This window comes from Burkholderia sp. BCC1999, from assembly GCF_905339975.1.
Classification (GTDB): domain Bacteria; phylum Pseudomonadota; class Gammaproteobacteria; order Burkholderiales; family Burkholderiaceae; genus Burkholderia.
In genome coordinates, this window is the sequence record NZ_CAJPHP010000015.1 from 89,741 (window position 1) to 116,168 (window position 26,428).

At 67.2% G+C, this 26,428-nt stretch carries 24 protein-coding genes; 8 read left to right on the forward strand and 16 right to left on the reverse strand.

Features of this window, described 5'->3' with window-relative positions; genetic code table 11:
• Positions 1 to 34: 34 nt before the first annotated feature.
• The 4 genes from U5809_RS22340 to U5809_RS22355 form a co-directional block, all read right to left on the reverse strand.
• The gene (locus tag U5809_RS22340) at positions 35 to 2,611 is read right to left on the reverse strand and encodes a penicillin-binding protein 1A (RefSeq protein WP_322088151.1); all 2,577 of its coding nucleotides are present in this window, start codon (positions 2,609 to 2,611) and stop codon (positions 35 to 37) included.
• Positions 2,612 to 2,785: 174 nt separating this feature from the next.
• Positions 2,786 to 3,793 carry a trans-3-hydroxy-L-proline dehydratase gene (gene lhpH, locus U5809_RS22345; RefSeq protein WP_282510029.1) on the reverse strand — a complete coding sequence of 336 codons (1,008 nt, stop codon included), beginning with the start codon at positions 3,791 to 3,793 and terminating at the stop codon, positions 2,786 to 2,788.
• A 69-nt stretch (positions 3,794 to 3,862) separates the two neighbouring features.
• Positions 3,863 to 4,984, reverse strand: a complete 1,122-nt coding sequence (locus U5809_RS22350; protein WP_322088153.1) for a branched-chain amino acid ABC transporter substrate-binding protein — start codon at positions 4,982 to 4,984, stop codon at positions 3,863 to 3,865.
• A gap of 121 nt (positions 4,985 to 5,105) precedes the next feature.
• On the reverse strand, positions 5,106 to 5,843 hold the full coding sequence (locus U5809_RS22355) for a FadR/GntR family transcriptional regulator (RefSeq protein WP_322088154.1): 738 nt from the start codon (positions 5,841 to 5,843) through the stop codon (positions 5,106 to 5,108).
• Between the two features lie 262 nt (positions 5,844 to 6,105).
• On the opposite strand from U5809_RS22355, the gene lhpI reads away from it, so the two are divergent.
• From lhpI to U5809_RS22370, 3 genes are all read left to right on the forward strand, one after another.
• Positions 6,106 to 7,041 carry a bifunctional Delta(1)-pyrroline-2-carboxylate/Delta(1)-piperideine-2-carboxylate reductase gene (lhpI, locus tag U5809_RS22360; RefSeq protein WP_322088155.1) on the forward strand — a complete coding sequence of 312 codons (936 nt, stop codon included), beginning with the start codon at positions 6,106 to 6,108 and terminating at the stop codon, positions 7,039 to 7,041.
• A 168-nt stretch (positions 7,042 to 7,209) separates the two neighbouring features.
• Entirely contained in the window at positions 7,210 to 7,614 is a 405-nt protein-coding gene (locus U5809_RS22365) for a response regulator transcription factor (RefSeq protein ID WP_282510037.1), read from the forward strand.
• A gap of 16 nt (positions 7,615 to 7,630) precedes the next feature.
• Positions 7,631 to 8,410 (forward strand): helix-turn-helix domain-containing protein, encoded by a 780-nt coding sequence (locus U5809_RS22370; RefSeq protein ID WP_282510038.1) that lies wholly within the window; start codon positions 7,631 to 7,633, stop codon positions 8,408 to 8,410.
• 14 nt (positions 8,411 to 8,424) lie between these two features.
• Here the strand turns inward: U5809_RS22370 and U5809_RS22375 are convergent, their stop codons facing one another.
• From U5809_RS22375 to U5809_RS22400, 6 genes are all read right to left on the reverse strand, one after another.
• Complete coding sequence (locus tag U5809_RS22375) at positions 8,425 to 8,751, reverse strand: metal ABC transporter ATPase (RefSeq protein WP_322088212.1); 327 nt, start codon at positions 8,749 to 8,751, stop codon at positions 8,425 to 8,427.
• 155 nt (positions 8,752 to 8,906) lie between these two features.
• Positions 8,907 to 9,146, reverse strand: coding sequence for a hypothetical protein (locus tag U5809_RS22380; protein WP_059240619.1), 240 nt, complete (start codon positions 9,144 to 9,146; stop codon positions 8,907 to 8,909).
• A 16-nt stretch (positions 9,147 to 9,162) separates the two neighbouring features.
• Entirely contained in the window at positions 9,163 to 9,453 is a 291-nt protein-coding gene (locus U5809_RS22385; RefSeq protein ID WP_322088156.1) for a DUF1488 domain-containing protein, read from the reverse strand.
• A gap of 111 nt (positions 9,454 to 9,564) precedes the next feature.
• Positions 9,565 to 9,963: a DUF488 domain-containing protein gene (locus U5809_RS22390; protein ID WP_322088157.1), complete on the reverse strand. Its 399-nt coding sequence runs from the start codon at positions 9,961 to 9,963 to the stop codon at positions 9,565 to 9,567.
• 168 nt (positions 9,964 to 10,131) lie between these two features.
• Positions 10,132 to 11,334, reverse strand: coding sequence for an amino acid aminotransferase (locus U5809_RS22395; RefSeq protein ID WP_322088158.1), 1,203 nt, complete (start codon positions 11,332 to 11,334; stop codon positions 10,132 to 10,134).
• Between the two features lie 45 nt (positions 11,335 to 11,379).
• Positions 11,380 to 12,765: an amino acid permease gene (locus U5809_RS22400; RefSeq protein WP_282510045.1), complete on the reverse strand. Its 1,386-nt coding sequence runs from the start codon at positions 12,763 to 12,765 to the stop codon at positions 11,380 to 11,382.
• A 320-nt stretch (positions 12,766 to 13,085) separates the two neighbouring features.
• Here U5809_RS22400 and U5809_RS22405 point away from each other — a divergent pair, with 320 nt between their 5' ends.
• Complete coding sequence (locus U5809_RS22405; RefSeq protein WP_322088159.1) at positions 13,086 to 13,559, forward strand: Lrp/AsnC family transcriptional regulator; 474 nt, start codon at positions 13,086 to 13,088, stop codon at positions 13,557 to 13,559.
• Between the two features lie 39 nt (positions 13,560 to 13,598).
• Here U5809_RS22405 and U5809_RS22410 read toward each other — a convergent pair whose 3' ends face one another.
• Positions 13,599 to 14,456 (reverse strand): EamA family transporter, encoded by an 858-nt coding sequence (locus U5809_RS22410; RefSeq protein WP_322088160.1) that lies wholly within the window; start codon positions 14,454 to 14,456, stop codon positions 13,599 to 13,601.
• Positions 14,457 to 14,857: 401 nt separating this feature from the next.
• Between U5809_RS22410 and U5809_RS22415 the strand changes: the two genes are divergently transcribed.
• Entirely contained in the window at positions 14,858 to 16,531 is a 1,674-nt protein-coding gene (locus U5809_RS22415) for an alkaline phosphatase family protein (RefSeq protein ID WP_322088161.1), read from the forward strand.
• Positions 16,532 to 16,625: 94 nt separating this feature from the next.
• Entirely contained in the window at positions 16,626 to 18,047 is a 1,422-nt protein-coding gene (locus tag U5809_RS22420) for a cytochrome-c peroxidase (RefSeq protein ID WP_322088162.1), read from the forward strand.
• 24 nt (positions 18,048 to 18,071) lie between these two features.
• On the opposite strand, the gene U5809_RS22425 is transcribed toward U5809_RS22420, so the two are convergent.
• The 4 genes from U5809_RS22425 to codA all read right to left on the reverse strand — a co-directional run bounded on the left by U5809_RS22425 (position 18,072) and on the right by codA (position 23,220).
• The gene (locus U5809_RS22425) at positions 18,072 to 18,803 is read right to left on the reverse strand and encodes a class I SAM-dependent methyltransferase (protein WP_322088163.1); all 732 of its coding nucleotides are present in this window, start codon (positions 18,801 to 18,803) and stop codon (positions 18,072 to 18,074) included.
• Positions 18,804 to 18,950: 147 nt separating this feature from the next.
• Positions 18,951 to 20,273: a TIGR00366 family protein gene (locus U5809_RS22430; protein ID WP_282511357.1), complete on the reverse strand. Its 1,323-nt coding sequence runs from the start codon at positions 20,271 to 20,273 to the stop codon at positions 18,951 to 18,953.
• A gap of 204 nt (positions 20,274 to 20,477) precedes the next feature.
• A complete protein-coding gene (locus tag U5809_RS22435) occupies positions 20,478 to 21,812 on the reverse strand; it encodes a chloride channel protein (protein ID WP_322088164.1) in 1,335 nt (444 codons plus the stop codon).
• A 166-nt stretch (positions 21,813 to 21,978) separates the two neighbouring features.
• Entirely contained in the window at positions 21,979 to 23,220 is a 1,242-nt protein-coding gene (gene codA / locus U5809_RS22440) for a cytosine deaminase (protein ID WP_322088166.1), read from the reverse strand.
• 338 nt (positions 23,221 to 23,558) lie between these two features.
• Between codA and U5809_RS22445 the strand changes: the two genes are divergently transcribed.
• Together U5809_RS22445 and U5809_RS22450 are read left to right on the forward strand one after the other, a co-directional pair.
• Complete coding sequence (locus U5809_RS22445; protein WP_322088167.1) at positions 23,559 to 24,701, forward strand: porin; 1,143 nt, start codon at positions 23,559 to 23,561, stop codon at positions 24,699 to 24,701.
• Between the two features lie 213 nt (positions 24,702 to 24,914).
• Positions 24,915 to 25,217, forward strand: a complete 303-nt coding sequence (locus U5809_RS22450; protein WP_322088168.1) for a DUF4148 domain-containing protein — start codon at positions 24,915 to 24,917, stop codon at positions 25,215 to 25,217.
• Between the two features lie 111 nt (positions 25,218 to 25,328).
• Here the strand turns inward: U5809_RS22450 and U5809_RS22455 are convergent, their stop codons facing one another.
• A complete protein-coding gene (locus U5809_RS22455) occupies positions 25,329 to 26,276 on the reverse strand; it encodes a LysR family transcriptional regulator (RefSeq protein WP_176045320.1) in 948 nt (315 codons plus the stop codon).
• Between the last annotated feature and the right edge of the window lie 152 nt (positions 26,277 to 26,428).

Here is a 26,428-nt window from a genome sequence, read left to right on the forward strand (position 1 = left end):
TACGGCAGCATCGCGCGAAATCTGAACGGTTATGTTACTGCGACGTGCCGGTCGCGTCGGGAGTGGACGGCGCGGGAGGCTGGACCGGCGCGGCGGGCGGCGCTGTGTCGATGCCCGCGCTACTGCCGCTCGTCATGCCGGCGCTCGCTGGCGGCTGCGCGGGTTGCGGTTGCGAGGCGCCCGCCGACAAGGCGGCGGCCGATGCGGCCACTTCGGATGCCGGCACCCACTCCTCGACGATACCGCCGGACGCGGCTTCAGGCGCCGACGCGGCCGACGCGTCCGACGCCGCGCCTTCGTCGACCTCGGGCGGACGCTCGATTCGCTGCGTCCTGCCGGGCGCGGGCGCCTTCTTCGGTTCGGGCGGGAACCACGTGTCGAACAGGTCCGTCACGCGCTCGCGCAGCGATGCGAACCAGCCGGGCGACGGCTCGGTGTCGAATTTCGCCTTCGAGTCGACGATCCGGGCACGTTGCGCGCGCTGGAAGAAATCGCCGACGATCGGCAGCGCGCTGTGCGCGCCCTGCCCCCAGTAATCGCTGCGCAGCGTCACGCGGCCGTCGTCGAAGCCGACCCACGCGCCGGCAACGAGGCCCGGCTGCATCAGGATGAACCAGCCGTCCGCGTTGTCTTGCGTCGTGCCGGTCTTGCCGGCCACGTCGCCGCGGATCCCGAAACGCGTGCGGATACTGCCGCCGGTGCCGCGCGTGACGACGTCGCGCATCACCCCGAGCAGCGTCTTGTCGGTTTCGGCGTCGAGCGCGCGCTCGGGCGGCGCCGGCGCGTATTCGGCGAGCACCTCGCCCTGGCGGTTCTCGATGCGCGTGACCATCTGCGGCTCGACGTACAGCCCGCCGTTCGCGATCGTCGCGTACGACGCGACCATCTCCTTCAGCGTGACGGGGCTCGTGCCGAGCGCGAGCGACGGTACGCGTTCGAGCGGGCTTTCGCGCACGCCCATGTCGCGCGCGAGCCGTGCGACGGCGGCCGGCCCGACCTTCTCCATCACCTGCGCGGTGATCCGGTTGCGCGACAGCGCGATCGCGTCGCGCAGCGTCATCGGCTTGCCGGTCGGCGGCACGTCGTCGTTCGGCCGCCAGATCTCGCCGCCCTTCAGCGGGATCTCGACCGGCTGGTCGATGAACGTGTCGTCCGGCTTCATCCCGTTCGCGAACGCGACGCCATAGACGAACGGCTTGAAGGTCGAGCCCGGCTGGCGTCGCGCCTGCGCAACGTGGTCGAACGGCTCGTTGGTGAAATCGCGGCTGCCGACCCACGCACGGATCTGCCCATTGCGCGGATCGATCGCGAGGAAGCCGGCCTGCACGTCGGTCTTCGCCTTGCACAGCGCACGCATGAAGCCGCGGTCCGCCGCAAGCAGCTTCATCGCGCCCGCGTCGTCTTTGCCGGCATCCTGCGCGACCTTGTACTCGGGCGATTCGCGCATGAAGGTGCGGAACACCTCGTTGTCGGTGCCGCAGCCGTCGCGGCCGCTCCACGCGTTGTTCGCGATGCCCTGCAGCTGGTTACCCTGCAGCGTGAGCGCCTGTGTCGCCATCTGCTGCAGCCGCGAGTCGATCGTCGTGCGCACGATCAGCCCGTCCGAGTAGATGTTGTAGTCGTTGCGGTCGGCCCATGCGATCAGCCATTTGCGCAACTGCTGCGCGAAGTGCGGCGCCGGCCCCGGCGGCTCCTTCTGGCGCTCGAAGTCGATGCGCAGCGGGCGGCGCTGCAATTGCGCGAACTGCGCGGGCGACAGCTTGCCGTACTTCACCATCTGGCCGAGCACCGTATTGCGCCGCTGCAGCGCGCGCTCGGGGTTCAGCACCGGGTTGTAATAGCTGTTGCCCTTCAGCATTCCGACGAGCGTCGCGCTGTCGAGCACGTCGAGTTCGTCGGCGGACTTGTCGAAATAGGTGCGCGCGGCCATCTCGACGCCGTACGCGTTGTACAGGAACGGCACCGTGTTCAGGTAGGTCTCGAGGATCTGGTCCTTGCTGTAGACCGCCTCGATCTTCAGCGCGGTAATCGCCTCCTTCACCTTGCGCGTGAGCGTCGGCGCGCGGCCGATCTCGTCCGGATACAGGTTGCGGGCGAGCTGCTGCGTGATCGTCGAGCCGCCCTGGCGGCTGCCCGAGAACGTATGAAGCGCGGCCGACGCCGTGCGTTTCCAGTCGAGGCCGTGATGCTCGTAGAAGCGGTGATCCTCGGTCGCGATCAGCGCGTCGACCATGTGAGGCGAGATCTGCTTGAGCGGCACCCACTCGCGGTTCGACGGCTTGAATTCGGCCAGCAGCTTGCCGTCGGCGGACAGCACTTGTGCGGGCTGGTCGACGCGCGCCTTGCGGATGTCGCCGATGCCCGGCGTGAACGGAATCAGCACGACCACGTACACCGCGAACAGCGCCGGCACGGCGGCAGCCGTGAGCAGCACGCCGCGGCGCGTCGGATGACGGAGATGGTGCCACGCGGTGGCGGCGAGAGGCTTGACCCGCGCGACGGCGGCAGCCGCGACGGGTTGGGCGCGCGCGACCCATCTGGCACAGAAGGCACGCACTGACGACACGTTTCGGCGATTCACGCGGGTGGAGCTCGACTGAAAAGGGTGCATCGTACCAAACTCGCGAGGCCTGCCGGCCCGCGGCGGCGTTGCGCCGACATGCACCGCGTGGCCTTGCCCGCGTTTCGCACGCAAAAAAGGCGCGTGCCCCGTAACGGGAACGACGCGCCAAACCTGGTACTACAAGCGGGAAACCGCGCGAGGGCGGCCGATCGGCGCCGCTGCTTAGCGCACGAGGAATCCATAAGTGAGCGGATCGCGTTCGTCGACGATCCAGTTCGCGAACCCGCAGATATGCGCGCTGCCTTCCACTTCCGGAATCACGGCCGGAATGTCGCCGACCGTCGTCTCGCGCAGCACGCGCCCCTTGAAGACCGTGCCGACGATCGATTCGTTGACGAGCGTGTCGCCGGCCGCGAGCAGCCCGCGCTGGTACAGCTGCGCGACGCGCCCGCCGGTGCCGGAGCCCGTGGGCGAACGGTCGACCTCGCGATCCGCGAACACGCAGCAGTTCGCCTGCGTCGAGCCCGGATGGCGCGGCGCGTTCGCGATGATCGTGCCGTAGATGTGGTTGATTTCCGGAATCTCCGGATGCACGACCGGGTACTTCGCGTTCGCGGCGGCCTTCACTTCCGCGCCGAACCGGATCAGTTTCTCGACGGCCGATTCGCGTACCGGCAGGTCGAACGGCGCGCCGTCGACGTAGAAATAAAACGCGCCGCCGTACGCGATGTCGCCGGTCACGGTGCCGAACGACGGCGTCTCGACCGACACGTCGCGCTGCCAGATGAACGACGGCACGTTGACGAAGCGCACCGGGCCCGCATGCTCGCCGTCCCACTTGACGAACGCCTCGATGAAGCCGCACGGCGCGTCGATGCCGACCCGCGTTTCCGGCACCGTGCGCTGCACCCAGCCGAGCTCGACGGCGGCGGTCGACAGCGCGATCACGCCGTGCCCGCAATGGTCGCTGTAGCCTTCGTTGTGCAGGAAGATCACGCCGAAATCGGCATTCGGCGAGACCGGCTCGGTCAGGTAACCGCCATACATGTCGGCGTGGCCACGCGGTTCGAACATCAGCGCGCGGCGGATCTCGTCGGCGTTCTCCTTGAGCCACGCGCGGCGCTGGACGATCGTGTCGCCCGGCAGTCTCGGCAGCCCGCTCGTGACGATGCGGAACGCTTCGCCGCCCGTATGGACTTCGACGGTGGAAAGGGATCGGGAAATTTTCATGTCGAATCGGATGCGTTGAAACGAAGGACGGCGGTCGCGCCGCCGTCCGGTGACAGGCTGGTGTGGCGATTACTTCGCGTACGGCTCCGGCAGGCCGTTGCGGATCACGTAGACGGTCGTCGGTGCGCCCTTCAGGTCGCCGTTTGCGTCGAACGAATAGGTGCCCGCGACGCCCGCGTAGTTCGACTTCGCGAGTTGCGCGATCAGCTTCGCCTTGTCGGTGGTCGTGCCGGCCTTGACCATCGCGTCGGCGAGCAGCTTCATCCCGTCGTAGTAGTTGACGCCGTAGACCTGCGTATCGGTGTGATACGTGTCGTGGTACTTCTTCAGGAACTCGCGGCCGGCCGCCGTCTTCTCGAGCGCGACACCGCCCTGCGCGCAGTAGACGATCGATGCCGCGTCGCCCGCGACCTTGCCCATGTCGGCCGAGCAGATGCCGTCGCCGCCGAGCAGCTTCGCACGCAGCCCGCGCTGCTTCATCTGCTTGGCCATCGGCGCGCCTTGCGCCGCATAGCCGCCGAGGAAGATCACATCGGGGTTGCTGGCCTTGATCTTGGTGAGAATGCCGAGGAAATCGGTGGCCGACGAGCTTGTGTATTCCTGGTCGACGATCTTGATTCCGTTCGCCTTCGCGACGCTCATGAACTGCTCGGCGACGCCCTGCCCGTACGCGGTGCGATCGTCGATCACGGCGGCGGTCTTCGCATTCAGCGTCTTCGCGGCAAACGTGGCCATCGTGCCGCCGAGCTGTTCGTCGCTCGCGCCGATCCGGAAGATGTTCTTGAAGCCCTGCTTCGTCAGCGCCGGGTTCGACGCGACCGGCAGGATCGGCACGCCGGCAGTCGAATACACGCGCGACGCGGGAATCGCGACGCCCGAGTTGTACGGTCCGAGCACCGCGACGACACCCTTGTCGACGAGGTTCTGCGCGACCTGCACGCCCGCTTTCGGGTCGGCCTGGTCGTCGTCGGAAACCAGTTTGAACGTGACGGTCTTGCCGGCGACCTTGATGCCGGCCTTGTTGAGTTCGTCGACGGCGAGGCGCGCGCCGTTTTCATTGTCCTTGCCGTTCGCGGCCTGCGGGCCCGTCAGCGGCGCCGAATGGCCGATCATCACGACTTCCTGCGCGTGGGCGGAAGTCAGCGCACCGGCGGCGATGGCCACCGAGAGCGCGGTAACGAGGTATCGCATGATGTCTCCTGATTGGTTTTGTGTGAAACCAATGTAGGACACGTGTGGTCACCACGCAAGCAATTTCAAAATAAAATCTTCGGTTCTGGTCAATTTTCAGACCAGAACGACGCTCGCGCGGTCACTTCGGCGTGATGTCGCGCCGTACACGGCGGATGTGCTGCTCGACATAGAACGCCGCCGCGTCGGCGTCGCCCGACACGATCGCCTCGTAAATCAACCGGTGCTCGGACACGTAGAGCCGGATCCGGCCCGCGTCGTAGATGCCGTCGTCCTTCAGGCGTTTCCACAGCGGCTGGTCCATCGTCTTCGCGACTTCGTCCGCGATCTTCACGATCAGCGCGTCGCCGGTCATCAGCGCGAGCTGCCGATGGAACAGCCGGTCGCTCTCGTTCCACAGCGCGCGCTGATGCGGATCGTCGACGTCGGTGATGGTTTCCATTTGCGCCAGATAACGTTCGGCGCCGGGATCGGCCCGGCCGTGCCCGGCCGCGAGACGCGCGATCGCGGGCTCGAGGATCAACCGCACGTCGAGGGTCGACGTCGGGCTGAAATCGGCTTCGGACGCGTTGTGCATGTCGCCGCGCTCGGCGAGCACGTCGAGCGGCGACGCGACGACGTAGGTGCCCGAATTGCGCTTCGTGAACACGAGCCCCTCGTTCTGCAGCGCGCCGAGCGCCTCGCGCACGGCCGGCCGGCCGACCTGGAACAGCCCCGCGAGCTCGCGCTCGGACGGCAGCCGCGACTCGGCGGCATAGCGCCCCGCGCGGATCTCGTCGCGAATCTTCTCGGCTACCTGCTCGTAGATCTGCAGCGGCTTGAAACCGCCTTCGAGTAAGTCGGGACGCGCGGACATCATCGTATGGCTCCTGCCCGGTCGCGGGCGTGAATCTGGAATGGGTTCGCACTATACCGGAGCGCGCCGGCATCGAGGCCATGGCGGCCCTTCTGGACAGATATTAGAACCAAAACCGGCAGCGTGCTTTATTTTCTGGGTTGCAGGTGCGCCAGAAAGTGGTATAGATTCGATCCACGCTGCCCTGTGTCACGGTATCCGGCAACCCTGTGGCGGGCGCGGCATGCGCCCGTCGTCCACGCTCACGACGCATACGACGCACACGATGACTGCCCTTTCCCCGATTCCCGTTTTCGATGCGGCCGACACGGCCGCGCTGCTCGATTACCCGGCGCTGCTCGCCACACTCAGACAAACCGTCGCCGAGTACGCGGCGGGCGAGATCGTCAGCCCCGAGCGCCTGGTCGTGCCGCTGCAGGGCGGCGGCGTGATGCTGTCGATGCCGTCGAGCGCGCGCGACCTCGCGAGCCACAAGCTCGTGAACGTCTGCCCCGGCAACGGCGCGCGCGGGCTGCCGACGATTCTCGGCCAGGTCACCGCGTACGACGCGCACTCGGGCGAGATGCGCTTCGTGCTCGACGGCCCGACGGTCACCGGGCGCCGCACGGCGGCCATCACCGCGCTCGGCATCCAGGCGCTGCATGGCGCCGCGCCGCACGACATCCTGCTGATCGGCACCGGCAAGCAGGCGGCCAATCACGCGGAAGCGCTCGCGGCGATCTTCCCCGACGCGCGCCTTCACGTGCGCGGCACGAACGCCGACAGCGCGGCCGCCTTCTGCGCGGCGAACCGCGCGCACGCGCCGCGGCTCGTGCCGCTCGACGGCGACGCGATTCCCGACGCGATCGATGTCGTCGTCACGCTGACGACGAGCCGCACGCCCGTCTACCGGGAAGCCGCACGCGAAGGCCGGCTCGTGGTCGGCGTCGGCGCGTTCACCGCCGATGCCGCCGAGATCGACGCGAACACGGTGCACGGCAGCCGGCTCGTCGTCGACGATCCGGCCGGCGCGCGCCACGAGGCCGGCGACCTGATCGTCGCGCAAGTCGACTGGCAGCACGTCGCGTCGCTCGCCGACGTGCTGAACGGCACCTTTACGCGCGGCGGGCCGCTGCTGTTCAAGAGCGTCGGCTGTGCCGCGTGGGATCTCGCCGCCTGCCGCACGGCGCGCGATACGCTCGCGGCGCGCAAGGCCGGCTGACCAGGCGCCGAGGCCCTTCAGCCGCGCACGCGGCATCGCAACATCGGAGCCGCTCCGGCGGTTTCCCCGACGCGTTGTAGGAAACGCCCTACAACGCGGCGAAGCGGCCTACACAAACTTCCAATTCGGCCGATTTCAATTTCGGCGGCGCAACACGATACTGCCGGCATGAATGCCAGCCTGTCACCTGCCGCGCTCAGGGTGTTTCTCGTCGATCACGCCGTCGCCGTCCGGCAGCGCATCGCGCTGCTCGTCGGCGCGATCCGCGGTGTCGCCGTCGTGGGCGAAGCGGAAGACGGCCAGGACGCGTGGACGCACATCCGCAGCAGCCAGGCGGATGTCGTGATCGTCGACGTGCGGCTCGCGGACGGCAGCGGCCTCGACCTGATCGGGATGTTGTCCAAGGTCGCGCCGCGCATCGTCACGATCGTGCTGACGAATCATTCGGCGCCGGCATTCAGAGAGGCATGCGCGACGGCGGGAGCCGACTACTTCTTCGACAAGACCGTCGAATTCGACGCTGCATGCCGTGTCATCGAATCCCTGGTGCACGCTCGCGTGCACCGACCCTGACGAGCCGGAGTGACTTATGTCCACAGCCACCGCCTGCGCCGCCGACGTCTCCGTCGTACCCCGGCCAACGATTCCGCTGCGCGCGGTCGCGCGCGCCGACGCCGCCAAACATCCGGCCGCACGCTGCTCGGCCTGCGCGATGCGCTCGATGTGCCTGCCGCCGCACCTGACGGCCGCCGAATACGGCCGTCTCGACTCGATCATCTGCACGACCCGGCACGTTCGCCAGGGTGATGCGCTGTTCCGCATCGACGATCCGTTCCAGAGCATCTATGCGGTGCGCGCGGGTTCGTTCAAGACGGTGATGATGCATCGCGACGGCCGCGAGCATGTGACGGGCTTCCAGATCGCCGGCGAAACGCTCGGCATGGACGGCATCGGCGGCGGACAGCATTGCTGCGACGCGATCGCGCTGGAAGACAGCGTCGTGTGCATCATCCCGTTCGGCGCGCTCGAAGCGGCGTGCCGCGAGATGAAGCCGATGCAGCATTTCCTTTACCAGATGCTGAGCAGCGAGATCGTGCGCGAATCGAGCCAGATGCTGCTGCTCGGCACGATGTCGGCCGAACAGCGCGTGGCGCATTTCCTGCTGAACCTGTCGTCCCGTTTCGAGGCGCGCGGCTATTCGGCGACCGAATTCAACCTGCGGATGACGCGCGAGGAAATCGGCTGCTATCTCGGGATGAAGCTCGAAACCGTCAGCCGGATGTTCTCGCGGTTCCACCGCGAAGCGCTGGTCGAAACACGCGGCAAGCGCGTACGCATCATCGACGCGCAGGCGCTCGCGCAGGTCTGACGCGCGCCGCCGGATCAGCCGCGCAGCGCCACCCTTTCGCCGCTCGCCTGCCACGCGATCAGCGCCCGTTCGGCCTGTGCGAAGGCGCGGCGCAGCGCGTCGTCGACGTCATCGCCGACGCACGGCGGCAGCGGCCTGAGCGCCGCGTCGTGCATCACCAGGTCGAGCCGCACGTCGTACAGCCGCGCGCCATCGGTCGCCGCGCGCGATTCGATCGCGAGGTGGCAGCCGTCGATCAGCGCGCGGAACCGTTCGAGCCGCACCAGCTGCGCGCCGGCCTCGGCTTCGACCGCGGCGGTCCCCGTAAATCCATGGCAGGCGATCTGCATGCCCACGCCCATGTCCGACTCTCCTGACGGCGCCGCCCGCTCGTCGACCGCCTTGCTTGCGCCGCCCGCATCACGATGCGGCGGCACGCGTTTCCCGTGGCGGGGCGCGACGCTTCGATCGCTACCCGGCCGACCATCCTCCCGCGCCGTGCCGGGCGCGGGGTCGTTCATACGTTGAAGACCTGCGACGTCTTCATCTCGATCCATGTCATGCCGGCGCGCAGCCCTTCGATCATGGCCTCGCGCTCGGTCGGATACGCATGGCTGTGCTCGAACGTATGATGAAACCGCGCGGCGCCGACGCCGTGCTCGACGGACACGCGGCAGCGGAACTCGCCCGATTCGCACGGGCGCGTCTCGACTTCGACCGACCAGTCGCGTTCGTGAATGTTGCCCTGCAGTGTCATGCACCCTCCTGCGATATCAGCCTTCGAGCCGGAAGTGACCGCTATGCAGCAGCACCGGCCGGCCGCCGATTTCCTCGAGCATCCGTCGAGCCATCGCCTCGATCGCCGACCGGTGCCCGTCGAACGCGGCCAGCAGGTCGCGTTCGAGCAGCGACCGCGCGCCGAAATGGTCTTCCAGCGCCTCGGCCGTGACCGCGCACTGTACGCAACGCCCGTCGACCAGCGCCGAAAACGCGACGACCAGATCGCGCGCGCAATATTCGGGCGGCTCGGGCGGAAAAGTAATGTGCATCTGTCGGCCTGTCATCGTCGTGATGGCTCCATGACGAGAGCATAGTGGCGCGCGCGGCCGCGCGCTTGACCCACGTCAAGCGGTTCGCTGCGCCGCACGATCAGGATGCTGCCGCCCGACGCGGCTTCAGCCCGCGTCGGGCTCGATCGCCGCGCCGCGCTGCGCAAGCAGCTCGCGCAGCACGCTGCGGTGGCAATGGCGCTCGTCGTCGCAATAGCAGCCGATCGAGAACGCCGTGGTGGCCGACAGCGCCGCCAGCAGGTCCAGCACCTTCGCCGGATCGCCATGCGCCATCTCCGCGCGGAAGTGGCGCTTGAACGCATTCCATTCGGCGTCGGTTTTGGCGGCCTGTGCCTGGGCAACGAGTTCGGCGCTCGGCGACAGCGTCGGCAACCATACATCATAGTAGTTGCGCGACGCGAATTCCGCCTTCGGTACGCCACGCGGCGGCCGCCGCACCGTGCCGATCCGCAGGCCCTCGCCGGCCGCGCGCGGCGTGCCGAGCTGGATGATCCGGATGCCCATGTCTCGCCCTTCTTGTTGTGTCGGATGCCGTGATCGTACCGCCGCAAGCGCTCGGGCGTCTGTCGTCCAGCGCACGTTGCCGCCGCGCAAGAAAAAACCGGCTGCTCCCGCGACGGGAAACAGCCGGTTCATCCAGCATCGTTCGGTGCGCGCCGGGGCGCGCGTCGATCAGACGCCGCTCTTCAGCACCTTGCCGATCGCATCCGCGACGATGCCGACATTCGAATCATTCAGGCCCGCCACGCACATCCGGCCCGAGCGCAGGATGTACACGCCGTGCACTTCGCGCAGCGCGTCGACCTGCGATTCGGTCAGGCCCGTGTACGTGAACATCCCGCGCTGCTTCACGTAGCGCGTGAGCGCCTCGCCGCTGACGTGGTCGCGCAGGCCGTCATGGATCGACTGGCGCATCCGCGCGATGCGGCGGCACATCGCCGACAGTTCCTCTTCCCACTGCTTGCGCAGCGCCGGCGTGCCGAGCACGGCCGCGACGACCTTCGCGCCGTAGGTCTGCGGGTTGCTGTAGTTCGAGCGTACGGCGCCGGCCAGCTGGCCGAGCACGCGATCGGCCGCGGCAGCATCCTCGCAGACGACGCTCAGGCCGCCCACGCGCTCGCCATACAGCGAGAAGTTCTTCGAGAACGAGTTCGCCACGAGTGCCGGCACGCCGCGGCGGGCCAGTTCACGCACCGCGAACGCGTCCGCGTCGAGGCCCGCGCCGAAGCCCTGGTACGCCATGTCGACGAACGGCAGCAGCCCGCGCGCCTCGATCACGTCGATCAGCTTCTCCCACTGGCCTTCGTCGAGGTCGACGCCGGTCGGGTTATGGCAGCACGCATGCAGCAGCACGACGCTGCGCGCCGGCAGCGCGTCGATCGCCGCGAGCATCGCGTCGAACTTCAGGCCGCCCGTCGCCTCGTCGTAGTACGGGTACGTGTTCACCGTGAAGCCGGCGCGCTCGAAGATGAAGCGGTGGTTTTCCCAGCTCGGATCGCTGAGCCACACCTGCGCATCGGGGAAATAGCGCTTCAGGAAATCGGCGCCGACCTTCAGCGCGCCCGAGCCGCCGAGCGTCTGCAGCGTCGCGATGCGGCCGGCCGCGCGGGCCGGGTGATCGGCGCCGAACACGAGCGCTTGCACGGCGTCGCGATACGCGGCCAGGCCGACCATCGGCAGGTACGGCTTCGGGCCGCTGTCGCGCTGCAGCGCGGTTTCGGCTTCGCGCACGGCGCCCATCACCGGAATCCGGCCTTCGGCGTCGAAATAGATCCCGATGCTCAGGTTGACCTTCTGGTCGCGCGGATCTTTCTGGAAATTCTCGTTCAGCGTCAGGATCGGGTCGCCCGGGTACGCGTCGATGTGTTCGAACATGGCTATGTCGGTCTCGTTTGGAAGAATGATCGGTCGTGGCCTGCGTCAGCGTGCGGATGCGCCGTCGCGCACCGCATAGCCTGCATTCTTCTGACGGAAGCGATACCCGACCGCGAGCACCGCGAGCCATACCGGGATCAGGTACACCGACAGGCGGAGATCCGGCGTCAGGTACATCACGACGAGAATGCCGGCCATGAATGCCAGGCACAGGTAATTCGTGAAAGGATAGCCCAGACTGCGGAAGGAAGTCTCCTCCCCGGCCGCGCGCTTGGCCTGACGGAACTTCAGATGGATCAGGGTGATCATCGCCCAGTTGATGATCAGCGCCGACACGACGAGGCCCATCAGCACCTCGAACGCCTTGCCCGGCATGAAGTAATTGACCAGCACGCACGCGCCGGTCGCGAGCGCCGACGCGCCGAGCGCGGCGAGCGGAATGCCGCGCTTGTTCACCGAGCACAGCACCTTCGGCGCATTGCCCTGCCGCGCGAGGCCGAACAGCATCCGGCTGTTGCTGTACACGCCGCTGTTGTAGACCGACAGCGCGGCCGTCAGCACGACCACGTTCAGCACGTTGGCCACCACGTTGCTGCTCAGCGCGTGGAAGATCAGCACGAACGGGCTGCCGCCGGTGACGACCTTTTCCCACGGATACAGCGACAGCAGGACGGCGAGCGCGCCGATGTAGAAAATCAGGATGCGGTAGATCACCTGGTTGGTCGCGCGCGGAATGCTGCGCTTCGGATCGTCGGCCTCGGCCGCGGTGATGCCGATCAGTTCCAGCCCGCCGAACGAGAACATGATGGCGGCCATCGACATCACGAGCCCCGACACGCCGTTCGGGAAGAAGCCGCCGTGTTGCCACAGGTTCCGGACGCTCGCCTCCGGCCCCGCATGGCCGCTCGCGAGCAGCCAGCCGCCGAAGCCGATCATGCCGACGATCGCGGCGACCTTGATGATCGAGAACCAGAATTCCGTCTCGCCGTACGACTTCACGCTCGCCAGGTTGAGCAGGTTGATCGCGACGAAGAACACCAGCGCCGACACCCAGGTCGGCACGCCGGGCCACCAGTACTGCACGTAGATCCCGACGGCCGACAGCTCGGCCATGCTGACGAGGATGTACAGCACCCAGTAGTTCCAGCCCGACAGGAAGCCGGTGAAGTGGCCGACGTACTTGTTGGCGAAGTAGCTGAACGAGCCGGCGACGGGCTCGTCGACGACCATCTCGCCGAGCTGGCGCATGATGAAGAACGCGACGATGCCAGCCACCGCGTAGCCGAGCAGCACGGACGGGCCGGCCATCTTGATCGTCTGCGCGATGCCGAGGAACAGCCCCGTGCCGAGCGCGCCGCCGAGCGCAATCAGCTGGATGTGCCGGTTCTTCAGCCCGCGCTTCAGGCCGTCGCTCTCGTTTCCAGAAACCATGTCTTCTCCACTCTGTCCGCCTCCGCCTGCAGCGGGGTGCGGCGCGCCTCGGTGTGCCGGGCGCTGTTTTACTGTGCCGGCGGCCGTTCGTGGAGCCGCCGGGTTGGGGGACTGCAATCCTCGCGTGGCGGCGCCCGATTAGCGTCAGCGTGCCCGCCAGACCGGCCGCCGACCTCGCCGCATCCGCATTGCTGCGGCCGCACACGAAAATCCGGCGTCAGTTTAGCGTCGCGACGGCGAAATCGGGTTTCGTAACCCGTTCATGCAAACCCTACATTATGAGATAAGATTGCATCCAGGAGACAGATGAGGAAATAAAAATGCATGAACCGGTTCTGGATCGCCTCGATCGCCACTTGCTTTCGATCCTGCAGGAGAACGGCCGCGCGTCGAACCTCGATCTGGCGAAGGCCGTCGGCCTGTCGCCCGCGCAGACACTACGCCGCCACCGGCGGCTGGAGGAGATCGGCGCGATCCGCCGCTATGAAACCCGGCTGTGCCCCGACACGCTTGGCTTTGGCGTCACCGCTTTCGTGCACGTGACGATGGAGCGTGGACATATCCGCGACCTGTCGAAGTTCCAGAAACTCGTGTCGGATCTCGCGCAGATCCAGGAATGTTTCTCGGTGACGGGCGATATCGACTACGTGTTGAAGGTCGTCGCGCGCGACCTGAAGGGGCTGTCCACTTTCCTGCTCGAAACGCTGATGCGGATTCCCGGCGTGAGCGGCGTGCATTCCAGCGTGTGCCTCGACGAGATCAAGTGCACGAGTGCGATGCCGGTTGAAACCTGACCCGGCGAGCGACACGCCCGGCACATCGGGCCAACGCGTTCACCGCACCGCTTCGAACGCACTGATCAGCAACGCCCCCGCCGCGATCACCGCGCACCCCGTCGCCCGGCGCGGCGTCAGCCGCTCGCCGAGATACACGCGCGCAATCAGCGCCGCGAACACCACGCTCGTTTCGCGCAGCGCCGACACCGGGCCCATCGGCGCGCGATCCATCGCCCAGATCACGATGCCGTACGCGAGCGCCGCGAACACGCCGCCGCACGCGGCCTTCGCCGTCTCGCCGACCTGCTGCGTGAGCCGCAGCGGCCCCGCGCGCAGCCGGTAGTACGCAGCCATCATCGCGCCCGTCAGCACGAACATCCACGCGGTATAACCGACCGTGTTGCCGCTTTCGCGCACGCCGATTCCGTCGACCACGCTGTACGCCGCGATCGACACGCCGGTCGCGAACGCCGTCGGCAGCACCTGCATCATCCGGTGCTTCGCGTCGCGCCCGCGCTCCAGCCCGATCGCCATGATGCCCGCGCAGATCAGCACGAGCCCGCATTGCGCGCCGACGTTCAGGTGCTCGCCCGCGAACGCCGCCGCGCCGAACGTGACGAGCAGCGGCGCGGTGCCGCGCGCAACCGGGTACGCGACGGTCAGGTCGCCATGCTCGTACGCACGCACGAGCAGCAGCGTATAGGCGACGTGGAGCACGGCCGACGCGACCACGCAGAGCCAGCTCGCCGGTGCGATCGGCGCGGTGGCCGGCAGGAACAACAGCGCGAACACCCCGATCGCGATCTGCAGCACCGTCGCCGACCGCAACCGGTCGCCGCTGCTGCGGACGAGCGCATTCCAAGACGCATGCAGGAACGCCGCGCACAGAACGGCAAACAGAACGGGGATCGGCACGCTGAAGCCTCACTGACAGTGGGAAATCGCGCGATGCGCGCGACAGGCGTTCATCGTATGAATGCGTAACCGGATTGTCAAAAAAGCGCCGCACGGCGTTGCATAGACGAATTCGCCGGCCACGCCCTTTCGCCTGCCCTGCTTGGCTCCCGCGGCAGCCACGCGCGCGCCGCCGAATGTGACGCCCATGTGGCACGCGGTCCGCCCCTTTCCGTTCTCTTTCGCGCCGCGCTGCGTCGTAATGAAATCGATACCGCAGCGCAACCGTCGCGAAATCACTCCGTCCCCATATCTTCATACGCGACTGTTCCAATGCGCGTGCTCTCTCACGAGCTCCGCGCCGAACCGACACGGCAACGGGGCCGCTCTCCACCATCGAAGACCTTACCTGGAGTTTCCCGATGTTCCGTCAAGCCTTGCTCGTCACTGCCTGCGCAGCCGCAGCGCTGGCGCTGTTCGCCTGCGGCGGCAGCGACGATCCCACGTCGACGCCTGCCGTGTCGTCGCAGGATGCGCTGCAGACCGCCACGCCGATCAAGCACGTCGTCGTGATCTATGGCGAAAACATCTCGTTCGACCACTACTTCGGCACCTATCCGAACGCGACGAACCCGTCGGGCGAACCGGCGTTCAGCGCGAAGTCAGGCACGCCGACGCCGAACGGGCTGACGGGCACGCTGCTCACCGCGAACCCCAACTTCACGAACACGGCCAACGGCACCGACGCGGCGAACCCGTTCCGCCTCGACCGCACGCAGGCGGCGACCGCCGACCAGAACCACGCGTACACGGCCGAGCAGCAGGCAGAGGACAACGGCCTCGCCGACCTGTTCCCGAAGTACACGGGCAAGGGCTCGTCCGGCGGCGCCGGCGCGTTCGGCACGAAGGGCCAGGTGATGGGCTACTTCGACGGCAACACCGTGACGGCACTGTGGAACTACGCGCAGCGCTTCGCGATGAGCGACAACACGTACACGACGTCGTATGGCCCGTCGACGCCGGGCGCGCTGAACGTCGTGTCCGGCCAGACCAACGGGATGCAGATCGTCAAGACGTCTGCACAACCGTCGACGCTCGCGAAGAGCTCGTACTACATCAATGACGGCGCGGGTGGCCTGACGATGATCAACGACGTCGACCCCGGCAACGACGTGTGCTCGAGCACGACCGACCAGGCGCTGATGAGCGGCAAGAACATCGGCGACCTGCTGAACGGCGCGAAGATCACGTGGGGCGGCTTCATGGGCGGCTTCAACCTGTCGACGATCAACGGCAACGGCACGACGGGCTGCGCGCGCAGCACGGTCGCCACCGCCGTGAACGCCGCGACGTCGGACTACATCCCGCACCACAACTGGTTCCAGTACTACGCGTCGACGTCGAACCCGCAGCACACGCGCCCGAGCTCGGTCGCGGCGATCGGTTCGAGCCTCCAGGCCGACGGCAAGACCGCCGAGCCCGCGAACCACCAGTACGACACGGACGACTTCTTCGCCGCCGTGAAGGCCGGCAACTTCCCGTCGGTCAGCTACCTGAAGGCCCCGGCCGCACAGGATGCGCACGCGGGTTATTCGGATCCGCTCGACGAGCAGGCGTTCGTGACGAAGGTCGTCAACTTCCTGCAGCAACAGCCGGACTGGCAGAACACGGCCGTGATCGTCACCTATGACGACTCGGACGGCTGGTACGACCACGTGTACACGGCGCCGACGCGCGCGTCGTCGGACCCGGTCGACCAGGTGAACGGCGCCGGCAAGTGCGGCACGGGCGGCACCACCGGCGTGAACGGCGCGACCGTGAACGGCCGCTGCGGCCCGGGCGTGCGCATCCCGCTGATCGTGATCTCGCCGTATGCGAAGCAGAACTACGTCGACCACACGATGCTCGACCAGTCGTCCGTCGTGCGCTTCATCGAGGACAACTGGCTCGGCGGCCAGCGTATCGGCGGCGGTTCGTTCGACGCGACGGCCGGCGACCTGCGCAACCTGTTCGACTTCACGTCGAAGCCGAACACGACGCCGCTGTACCTCGACCCGACGCTCGGCACCGCATTGAGCGCGGCACCGGCAATCTGACCGGGATTGCATGACCGCATGGCCGGCGCCTCACGCGCCGGCTTTTTCCGTTTAACGCGTCGCTTCGTGCGGCGCCCGATTTCCGACCGACAGCATGACAGCTCGCCCCGTGTTCCCGTCTCCCGATGCCTCCGGCTCCTCCGCGCCGCGCGCCCCTTCCCGCCTGCTGCGCCGCGCGGCGTTCGTGATCGGCGCGGCCGTGCTCGGCTATGGCGCATTTGCAATCGCATTTCCCGCGCAGGTGCCGGCGGCGATCGGCACCGTCGTCGCCGACTGGACGGGCGCGAATCCGCATCCGGTCGTGCTGCAGCGTCCCGTCGCACAGCCGCTGTCGGCGGTCGCGCAACTCGGCCGTGCGCTGTTCGCCGATCCGTCGCTGTCCGCGTCGGGCAAGCAGTCGTGCGCGTCGTGCCACAGCCCCGATCATGCGTACGGCCCGCCGAATGCGCTCGACGTGCAGCCCGGCGGCCTCGCGATGACGCAGCAGGGCTATCGCCCGCCGCCGTCGCTGATGTACCTGTACCGCCAGCCGAACTTCAGCATCGGCCCCGATGCCGGCGAAAACGACGCCGCGCCGACCGTCGCGCAGCAGGCCGCATCGGCGGCCGGTGTGGTGAAGGCGCAGAAGGTGGCCGGCACGTCGGCCGCGCCGCAACTCGTACCGCAGGGTGGGATGTTCTGGGACGGCCGCGCCGACACGCTGCAGCAGCAGGCGTTCGGCCCGCTGCTGAATCCGGTCGAGATGGCGAACTCGAGCATCGACGACGTGGCGCACAAGCTCGCGCAGTCGGCGCACCGCGCGCAGTTCGAGAAACTGTTCGGCGCGCGCGTGTTCGACAGCCCGCAACTCGCGGTGTCGGAGGCGATGTTCGCGATCGCGCGTTACCAGGTCGAGGATCCGTCGTTCCACCCGTACAACAGCAAGTACGACCGCTGGCTCGAAGGCCGTGCGCGTCTCACGCAGGCCGAGCTGCGCGGGCTGCGCCTGTTCAACGATCCGGACAAGGCGAATTGCGCGGGCTGCCACTTGTCGAAGCCCGGCAAGGATGGATTGCCGCCGATGTTTACCGATTACCAGTACGAGGCGCTCGGTGCGCCGCGCAACAAGGCGCTCGCGCAGAACCGCAATCCGGCGTTCTACGATCTCGGCGTGTGCGGGCCGTTCCGCGACGACCTGAAGGACCAGACGCAGTACTGCGCGATGTTCCTGACGCCGACGCTGCGCAACTCGGCGACGCGCCACGTGTTCTTCCACAACGGCGTGTTCCATACGCTCGACCAGGTAATGGCGTTCTACAACGAGCGCAGCATCTCGCCGCAGAAGTTCTATTCGCGCGGCGCGGACGGCAAGGTCGACGAGTACGACGACATCCCGCCGAGATATCGCGCGAACGTCGACGTGACCGATGCGCCGTTCGACCGCAAGCCGGGCGACACGCCTGCGATGACGGCGCAGGACATCAAGGATATCGAAGCGTTCCTCGGCACGCTGAACGACGAACCGGCGCAGCACTGAACGCCGGTAGCACACCCTGCCGCATCAGCGGCGCGCGCGAATGCACAGGAAGGCCGGCGCCAGCGACAGCTCCGCGTGGAGTCGTTCCGACACGGCCTTCATCTCCGGCAGCGGCTTCGGTTCGACGAACCGGTCGAGCCGCCAGCCGCCGTCGGCGACCGCATTCAGGATATCGGCGAGCGGACGCCGCCAGGCTTCGACAAAGGGCTTCGGCTCGCCGAATCCCGACCAGTGGAAACCGAAGCGCGACGTGTCGAAGTACGTGCCGTCTCCGCGCGTGCGCTCGTCCATCCAGTCGCGCATCGGATGCGCCATCGAGAACACGAGCGTCGCACCGGGGCGCGCCACGCGCCTGAATTCCCGCAGCGTCGGCGCGAGATCGCGCACGTAGTCGAGCGCGAGCGAGCACAGCACCTTGTCGACCGCATGATCCGGCAGCCACGCAAGCGGCGCCTCCAGGTCACCCTCCACGACTTCGACCGCGAGGCCGTCGCAGCGCGTTCGCGCAAGCGCGGTCATCTCCGGCGTGACGTCGAATGCATGCACGGTCGCGCCGCGGCGAGCGAGGTGCTCGCTGCAGATGCCGGGCCCGCAGCCGGCGTCGAGCACCGTCAGGCCGTCAACGTCGCCGAGCAGCGCCATCGTCGCCGGCCGTTCGTACAATGCGTTGTGCGCCTTCGTCGGCGCGATCTCCGCGTAGCGTTGCGCGAAGCTCGCATAGGCGCGGTGGCCGGGCGGTTCGTTCGAAGCGGTCATGGAACATCCGTCGGCTGGAACTGGGAGTGTCGATTCTGCCCGATCGGATGATGGATGGCGATCCGGCTTCTCGCCGGCGTGACGACAGGCCGGATTCACGATGGCGAGAGGCGGACGCGTACACCGCCCGCATCTCGCCTCGCCCTGTCAGAACAGATACATTCCCGCCACAAACACCACGCCGGAAAACAGCAGCGTCGTCACGCAATACCCCATGATGTCGCGCACGCCGAGTCCCGCGATCGCCAGCGCCGGCAGCGCCCAGAACGGCTGCGCCATGTTGGTCCATGCCTCGCCGTACGCGATCGCCATCGCGGCCTTGCCGAGATCGGCGCCGAGCGCCTGCGCGGCCGGCATCACGAACGGACCCTGCACGACCCAGTGGCCGCCACCCGACGGCACCGCGAAATTGATCACCGCCGAGCTCAGGAAGGCGAGCAGCGGGAAGGTGTGCACGTTCGCGATATCGACGAACCACTTCGTGATCACGCCCGCCAGCCCCGAGTGATCCATCAGCGCCTGGATGCCCGCGTAGAACGGGAACTGGATCATGATCCCCGACGCGCCGCGCGCCGCGCCGGCCACTGCGCGCGCATACGCCATCGGCGTCCGGTGCAGCAGGATGCCGGCCGCGAGGAACGCGAGGTTCACCGTATCGATGTCGAGCGCGAAGCCCTTTTGCACGAAACGCAGCACGAGGAACGCCGCGCACAGCGCCGCGACGAAGACCGACAGCACGCGGCTCTCCTCCAGGCGTTCCGCGAACGTCGCATCGGGCCCGAGCTTGCGCTCGACGCTCGGCGGCTCGGCGAGCAACGCCGGATCGACGCTGACGACGTCGCCCGGCTTCGGCATCATCATCCGCGCGAGAAACGGCAGCATCACGATCAGGCCGATCGTGATGAACGCGTTGTAGCCGGTGAAGATCGTATCCGACACGGGAATCAGCCCGATGGTCTTTTCCATCGGATTGCCCTTCGTGGCCGCGACGAGCGGGACCGAGCCCGACAGTCCGCCATGCCAGCTCAGGAAGCCCATGTAGGCCGACGCGACGAGCAGCCGGTAGTCGCTGCCGGGCACGCGGCGCGCCACTTCGCGTGCGAGCATCGCACCGAGCACGAGGCCGAAACCCCAGTTGATCGCGCACGCCAACGCGCCGACGAATGCAACGAGCATCACGCCCTGACCGGGCGTACGCGCGGTACTCGCGAGCGCGACGAGCATGCGCCGCACGGGCGGCGAACTCGCGAGCGCATGGCCGGTGACGAGAATCATGACCATCTGCATCGAGAACGCGAGCAGGTTCCAGAAACCCGAACCCCACATCGTCGTGAGCTGCGCCGGCGTATTCGGCGTGAGGCCGAACGCAAGCGCGAACGTGACGATCGTCAGCAGGATCGCGAAAATCAACGGGTCGGGCAGCACGCGGTGAACCACCTGCGTGAAGAAGCGGGAAATGCGCTGTATCAACTTGAGCTCCTCGTTTCCTGATAGGGACGTCCGCGCGTGTCGTTGTTGGTTGCGGCGCGGAAACGCGCGGATTCTTGCACAGAACCGGCGGACGCGCTTTGGCGTGCGCGGTGACGATCGCGTCGTGTCAGAACAGGGAAACGGGGGAAACGGAGAAAGGCGGCACGAACCGCACCGCCTCGGAGGGAAATCGCCGACCGAGCGTCAGCGCGCCGTCGTCGCAGGCACGCTGACGGTCACAACCGCACTCGCCCTTTGCTCCGCCAAGCGCTGAGCAAACCGGTACGCGACAAGCGAACCGGCCACGGCCAGCAGCATCGGCACGAGGCTGTCGTGATTCGCACGCGTGAATTCGAGCAGCAGCACGACGGCCGTGATCGGCATCTGCATCGACGCGGCCAGGAACGCGATCGCGCCGATCAGCGCACATCCGCCGATCGACGCGCCCGGCCACACGAGGCTCCACATCCCGCCGAGCACGACACCGAGCAGCGCGCCGTTCGCGAGGCCTGGCGTCAGTAGCCCGCCCTCCGCGCCGGCCCGCAGGCTGGCGGCCTCGATCAGTACCTTCAGCACGAGCAGCGCCGCCGCCAGGCCGATCGTCAGCGTGCCGTCGAAACCCAGCGATGCCGGCCCCTTGCCGTTGCCGAGCAGTTGAGGAAACCGCATCGCGAGCACACCGATCACCGCGAAATTGACCAGCGAAAACACGGGCAGCCGCCAGTCTTTCGGCGCGTTCGCCCGCGCGCGGGTCGTGAGCCGCACGAAGCCGTACGCGGCGAAACCGAACAGCGGCCCGCAGACGATCGACCATGCAACGAGCGGCGTGCTCAGCACGAACGGCGGCACCGTGTACTGGTGTTCGTTGCCGAGGCCGATCCACGCGACGACGGCCGCAATCGCCGACGTCGCAACCGCCACGACCAGCGCCCGCAGTTCGAACGTGCCGAGCAGTACTTCGAGCACGAAGATCGCGCCGCCGAGCGGCACGTTGTAGACCGCCGCAAGGCCCGCACCGGCACCGCACGCGACCATCAGCCGGCAGTCGTCGGGCGAAAGCCCCGCGGCATGAGCCAGCCGCCCGGCGAGCAGCGAACCGATCTCGCGCGGCGCGACTTCTCGGCCGAGCGGCGAGCCGAGTGCAACGGTGACGATCTGCAGCAGCGCGTGAACCGTCGTGCTGACAAACGGCATCCGCGGATCGGCCGCACGTACGGCGCGGCGGATGCTGACCAGCGGCCGGCCATAGAGATAAAGCGCCCACCAGCCGCCACCGGCGACGATCCCGCAGACGACCAGCACCACCAGGCGGCGCAACGGATCGGCACCGGTCACGCCGCTGAGAAAGCTCTCGGAACCGATCACGTGCGCGACGCTGTAGCCATATGCAATGTGCTGGATCGCATGCAGCAGCAGCGCGAGCAGCATGCCGCCGACGCCCGCTCCGACGCCGGTCAGGACCGTGACGACGGCCATGCGCGCGAACGGGCTGGCGGGCGGCGAAGAGGATGCGGGAGCGGACGGGAGATCGAGGCGCATGAGGTCGGCGAGCGGGGATCGAAAAGACGGCACGCAATACGCGCACCGTCGTCAGAACCGCATCGTAGGCCTGTGCCGATCATGAGACAAACGTATTTTTAGAATCGACTCATGCATTTCATGAATAGATGAGGTCGGAAAGAATCGCGACCCCACGCCTTCCGCATCAATCCGGATACGTCACACGCTCCGGTTCGCGCCGCATGATCACCTTCCCGTGGCGGATCGACAGCGTGGCCTTCGCCTGCCGCCGCACGGCTTCGTAGTCGTTTTCCGCGTCGAGCACGACGAGATTCGCAGGACGCCCGACCGCGATGCCGTAGCCGTCGCCGAGATGCATCGCCGTCGCGCTGTGGTCGGTCACGAAGTCGAGGCAGCGCTGCAGATCCTCGTAACCCATCATGTGGCAGATATGGAGGCCGGCATCGAGCACGCGCAGGATGTTGCCGTTGCCAAGCGGATACCACGGATCCTTGATCGAATCCTGCCCGAAGCACACGTTGATCCCGGCGCGGTCAAGCTCCGCGACGCGCGTGACGCCACGCCGCTTCGGGAACGTGTCGAAGCGGCCTTGCAGATGGATGCTCTCGGTCGGGCACGAGATGAAGTTCAGGCCCGCGCGCTTCAGCAGCCGGAACAGCTTCGAGCAGTACGCGTTGTCGTACGAGCCCATCGCGGTCGTGTGGCTCGCGGTCACGCGTGCCCCCATCCCGCGCACACGCGCCGCTTCGGCGAGCACTTCGAGAAAGCGCGAATGCGGGTCGTCGGTCTCGTCGCAATGCACGTCGACGAGGCAGCCGGTGCGCTCCGCGAGATCCATCAGGAAGCCGATCGAGCTGACGCCCTGCTCGCGCGTGTTCTCGAAATGCGGAATGCCGCCGACGACGTCCGCGCCGAGGTCGATCGCCTGCTCCATCAGCGCGCGCCCGCCGTCGAACGACTCGATGCCTTCCTGCGGGAACGCGACGATCTGCAGGTCGATCAGCCCACGCGCCTCGTCCTTCACTTCCAGCATCGCCTTCAGCGCGGCGAGCGTCGGATCGGTCACGTCGACGTGCGTGCGCACGTGCTGGATCCCGTGGTCGCGCAGCATGCCGATCGCTGCATGCGCGCGCGTCTTGGTGTCCTCGTGCGTGATCGTCGCCTTGCGCTCGGCCCAGCGCTCGATCCCTTCGAACAGCGTGCCGCTCATGTTCCATGCCGGCTCGCCGGCCGTCAGCACCGCGTCGAGGTGAATATGCGGCTCGACGAGCGGCGGAATCGCGAGACGGCCGCCGCCGTCGATATCGCCGGGATTCGCCGGTGCGAGCGGCGCGGATTGCGCGTCGACCCGCGCGATCGTGCCGCCGTCGATGCCGATCGTGAACAGGCCGTCGCGGCCGCGCAGGCGTACGTTGAACAGATTCATGTGGAGGCCCCTTGTTGTATGCATGTCGACCGCCGCGCGATCTGCGTCGGCGGCCGTGCGATCCGGGTGACCAGTATGGATGAAAAGCATCGATGCGCGCACGCGCCGCGCATGTTGCATCGACACGACAACCGGGCCGCGCCGAACGGAAGCCGCGTGTCGGCCATCACGCTAAAACCGCCTGCCTCGGGCACACGCGGCACGACATGTCAGTTTTGTGAAGGACTCTTGCCGGATCCGGAAAGGTGCGCTCGCCGCGCAGGCGGCCGCGCACGCGCAGGGCATTCCTATACTTGCGCCGAACTTTTGATTCCAGTCCCACACGCAGGAGCCTCACCATGAAAAAAAACCTGATCGCCGGCGCATGCGCCGCCGCCCTGTTCGCGCCGCTCGCCCATGCGCAAAGCTCGGTCACGCTGTACGGCCTGATCGACGCCGGCATCGCGTACACCAACAACGTGAACGGCGCATCGCAGTGGCGCATGGCCAGCGGCACGGTCAACGGCAGCCGCTTCGGCGTGCGCGGCACCGAGGATCTCGGTGGCGGCCTGAAAGCACTGTTCGTGCTCGAAAACGGCTTCAACGTCAACAATGGCGGCCTCGGCCAGGACGGCAAGCTGTTCGGTCGCCACGCGTACATCGGCCTCAGCCAGGCCGGCTACGGCACGCTGACGCTCGGCCGCCAGTACGACACGATGGTCGACTTCGTCGCGCCGCTGTCCGCGACGGCCGGCGACTTCGGCGACGCGGGCTTCGCGCATCCGTTCGACAACGACAACCTGAATCACTCGCTGCGTATCAACAACGCAGTCAAGTACACGAGCGAGTCGCTCGCGGGCTTCAAGGTCGGCGCGATGTACGCGTTCTCCAACTCGACGAACTTCAGCGCGAACCGCGCGTACAGCGTCGCGGCGAGCTATACCAACGGCCCGCTGAAGCTGGCCGGCGCCTACCTGCAGATGAACGGCACCAAGGGCTCGACGAGCGCGAGCCCCGGCGCAACCGATTCGGCCGAAGCGAAGAGCGTGAGCCAGGGCGGCTGGTCGATCGGCTCGGACCGCATGCGCACGTACGGCGGCGGCATCAGCTACGTGTTCGGCCCGGCGACCGTCGGCTTCGTCTATACGCGCTCGCAGTATGACAACACGGGCTCGTTCGGCTCCACCGGCCAGGTCGCGTTCAACAACTACGACGTGAACGTGCGCTATGCGGTCACGCCGGCCGTCAGCCTTGGCGCCGCCTACGTGTACACGGACGCCAGCGTGTCGAATCCCGACAGCAAGCACGGCACCGATCCGAAGTGGCACCAGGTCGACCTGCAGGCCGTGTACAAGCTGTCGCGCCGCACCGACCTGTACGCGGAAGCGATGTATCAGCATGCGTCCGGCCGCGGCTATCAGGCGTTCATCAACACGTCGGGCGGCGCATCGAGCACGGCGAACCAGGTCGTCGGCACGATCGGCATGCGCACGCGCTTCTGACCTGGGTGATAGCGCGTCGCCCGACGGCCACGAACGTGTATTCGCATACCCGTTCGTTTGCCGCGGGCGACGCGCCAATGTTGTTCCATCTGGAAGGCAGCCTGCCGGGAATCGGGGTTTTTGTACGTGCAGCCGCTACGTAGACTGGCGTCGAAGCTCGGGTCATGCGTCGCGCATCGATCCGGCCACCCACCCCGTATTCAGGAGAACCTCGTGAAATCGCTCGCCGTTACCGCCGCCGCTGCCGTCCTGCTTGCCGCACCGGCCCTGTCGTTCGCCCAGTCGGCCACGTCGCCCGTCACGCGCGCGCAGGTGCTGCAGGAACTGATCGATCTGGAGTCGGTCGGCTACAACCCGGCGCGCGGTGAAGCCGACAACTATCCGGAGGACATCATGGCCGCGCAGCAACGGCTGCAGGCGAAGCGGCTTGCCGAGCACAAGGCGGCGCAGGCCGCGTACGGCCCGGCCGGCCAGCCGGCAACCGAATCGGGTGCGGCCGCGAAGCCCTCGCTGTGACGGCATGACGAAACGCCTCGCCCGCGTGAAGGATATTCCGTGGGCAAGGCGTGTATCGCTCGTGCATGAAGAAGCCGGACAAGAAACGACGCGCCAGGCAGCGCCTGGCGTTCAGGCAGCCTGCGGTTCGCGGTCGATCGCGTTCAGCATCTCGACATCGCGCGCGATCATTCCCGGCACCTGGGCACGCAACATCTCGACCCAGGTCCGCACCTTCGCATCGACGAAGCGGCGCGACGGATACAGCGCGTACACGTTCATCTTCTGCAGGATGTGCGCGGGCAGCACGCGCACGAGCGTGCCATCGCGCAACGCGTCGATCGCGGAGTACAGCGGCAGCATGCCGATCCCGATGCCGTCGCGGATCGCGAGCGCCAGCGATTCGGCCGTATTGGTCTGCACAGGCCCCGCGACATGGATCTGCTCGACACCCTCGGGCCCTTCGAGCACCCACTCGTGCGTCGGGAACGCGGGCGTACACAGCGTCAGGCACGCGTGCGCGGCGAGATCCTGCGGACGGGCCGGCACGCCGTGCCGTTTCACATAGTCGGGCGACGCGCACAGGATGCTGAACGTCGAGCCCAGCAGGTGCGACACGAGTTCCGAATCGGGCAGCGACGACGCGGTCACGACGGCCATGTCGCTCGTGCCGTCGAACAGGTCGGGCATGCGCTGCGACAGCGACAGCTCGATCGACACGTCCGGGAACTGCGCGTGATAGCGCGTCAGCGCGGGCAGCACATAGTGATGCCCGACGCTCGCGAAACTGTGCATGCGCAACACGCCAGCCGGCCGTTCGTGCGCGCAACTCGCCTCTTCTTCCGCGCGGTCGACGTCGGCGAGGATCTGGCGGCAGCGCCGCAGATAGCTTTCGCCGGCGGACGTGAGCGCGAGACGGCGGGTCGAGCGATTCATCAGACGGGTGCGCAGTCGCGCCTCGAGTTCCGACACCGCGCGCGACATCGCGCCCGTCGTCGAATTCAGCGATTGCGCAGCAGCAGTGAAGCTGCCCGTCTCGACGACGCGCGAAAACACCCGCATGTTTTGTAGGGTATCCATTCCTGTGAGCAACCTGTAGCGGAACCGCTATTTTCCTCCACTGGATGCGACAGATTGTTACTCCGGCTGCAACTATCGTTTCCCCGCAGCTGCGTTAATGCGCGGGCGCCGCGCTCCTACAATCGGCGCCTCACCAGTCGAACGGACCCGTT

Coding starts and splice junctions, on each gene's coding strand:
- U5809_RS22350 (WP_322088153.1), bottom strand. CDS start 4,984: ATGCGATACCTCGTTACCGCGCTCTCGGTGGCCATCGCCGCCGGTGCG.
- U5809_RS22455 (WP_176045320.1), bottom strand. CDS start 26,276: ATGGATACCCTACAAAACATGCGGGTGTTTTCGCGCGTCGTCGAGACG.
- U5809_RS22425 (WP_322088163.1), bottom strand. CDS start 18,803: ATGACCGCTTCGAACGAACCGCCCGGCCACCGCGCCTATGCGAGCTTC.
- U5809_RS22340 (WP_322088151.1), bottom strand. CDS start 2,611: ATGCACCCTTTTCAGTCGAGCTCCACCCGCGTGAATCGCCGAAACGTG.
- U5809_RS22365 (WP_282510037.1), top strand. CDS start 7,210: ATGAATGCCAGCCTGTCACCTGCCGCGCTCAGGGTGTTTCTCGTCGAT.
- U5809_RS22400 (WP_282510045.1), bottom strand. CDS start 12,765: ATGGTTTCTGGAAACGAGAGCGACGGCCTGAAGCGCGGGCTGAAGAAC.
- U5809_RS22375 (WP_322088212.1), bottom strand. CDS start 8,751: ATGGGCGTGGGCATGCAGATCGCCTGCCATGGATTTACGGGGACCGCC.
- U5809_RS22370 (WP_282510038.1), top strand. CDS start 7,631: ATGTCCACAGCCACCGCCTGCGCCGCCGACGTCTCCGTCGTACCCCGG.
- U5809_RS22420 (WP_322088162.1), top strand. CDS start 16,626: ATGACAGCTCGCCCCGTGTTCCCGTCTCCCGATGCCTCCGGCTCCTCC.
- U5809_RS22445 (WP_322088167.1), top strand. CDS start 23,559: ATGAAAAAAAACCTGATCGCCGGCGCATGCGCCGCCGCCCTGTTCGCG.
- U5809_RS22380 (WP_059240619.1), bottom strand. CDS start 9,146: ATGACACTGCAGGGCAACATTCACGAACGCGACTGGTCGGTCGAAGTC.
- U5809_RS22435 (WP_322088164.1), bottom strand. CDS start 21,812: ATGCGCCTCGATCTCCCGTCCGCTCCCGCATCCTCTTCGCCGCCCGCC.
- lhpI (WP_322088155.1), top strand. CDS start 6,106: ATGACTGCCCTTTCCCCGATTCCCGTTTTCGATGCGGCCGACACGGCC.
- U5809_RS22415 (WP_322088161.1), top strand. CDS start 14,858: ATGTTCCGTCAAGCCTTGCTCGTCACTGCCTGCGCAGCCGCAGCGCTG.
- U5809_RS22395 (WP_322088158.1), bottom strand. CDS start 11,334: ATGTTCGAACACATCGACGCGTACCCGGGCGACCCGATCCTGACGCTG.
- U5809_RS22355 (WP_322088154.1), bottom strand. CDS start 5,843: ATGATGTCCGCGCGTCCCGACTTACTCGAAGGCGGTTTCAAGCCGCTG.
- U5809_RS22390 (WP_322088157.1), bottom strand. CDS start 9,963: ATGGGCATCCGGATCATCCAGCTCGGCACGCCGCGCGCGGCCGGCGAG.
- U5809_RS22385 (WP_322088156.1), bottom strand. CDS start 9,453: ATGACAGGCCGACAGATGCACATTACTTTTCCGCCCGAGCCGCCCGAA.
- lhpH (WP_282510029.1), bottom strand. CDS start 3,793: ATGAAAATTTCCCGATCCCTTTCCACCGTCGAAGTCCATACGGGCGGC.
- U5809_RS22405 (WP_322088159.1), top strand. CDS start 13,086: ATGCATGAACCGGTTCTGGATCGCCTCGATCGCCACTTGCTTTCGATC.
- codA (WP_322088166.1), bottom strand. CDS start 23,220: ATGAATCTGTTCAACGTACGCCTGCGCGGCCGCGACGGCCTGTTCACG.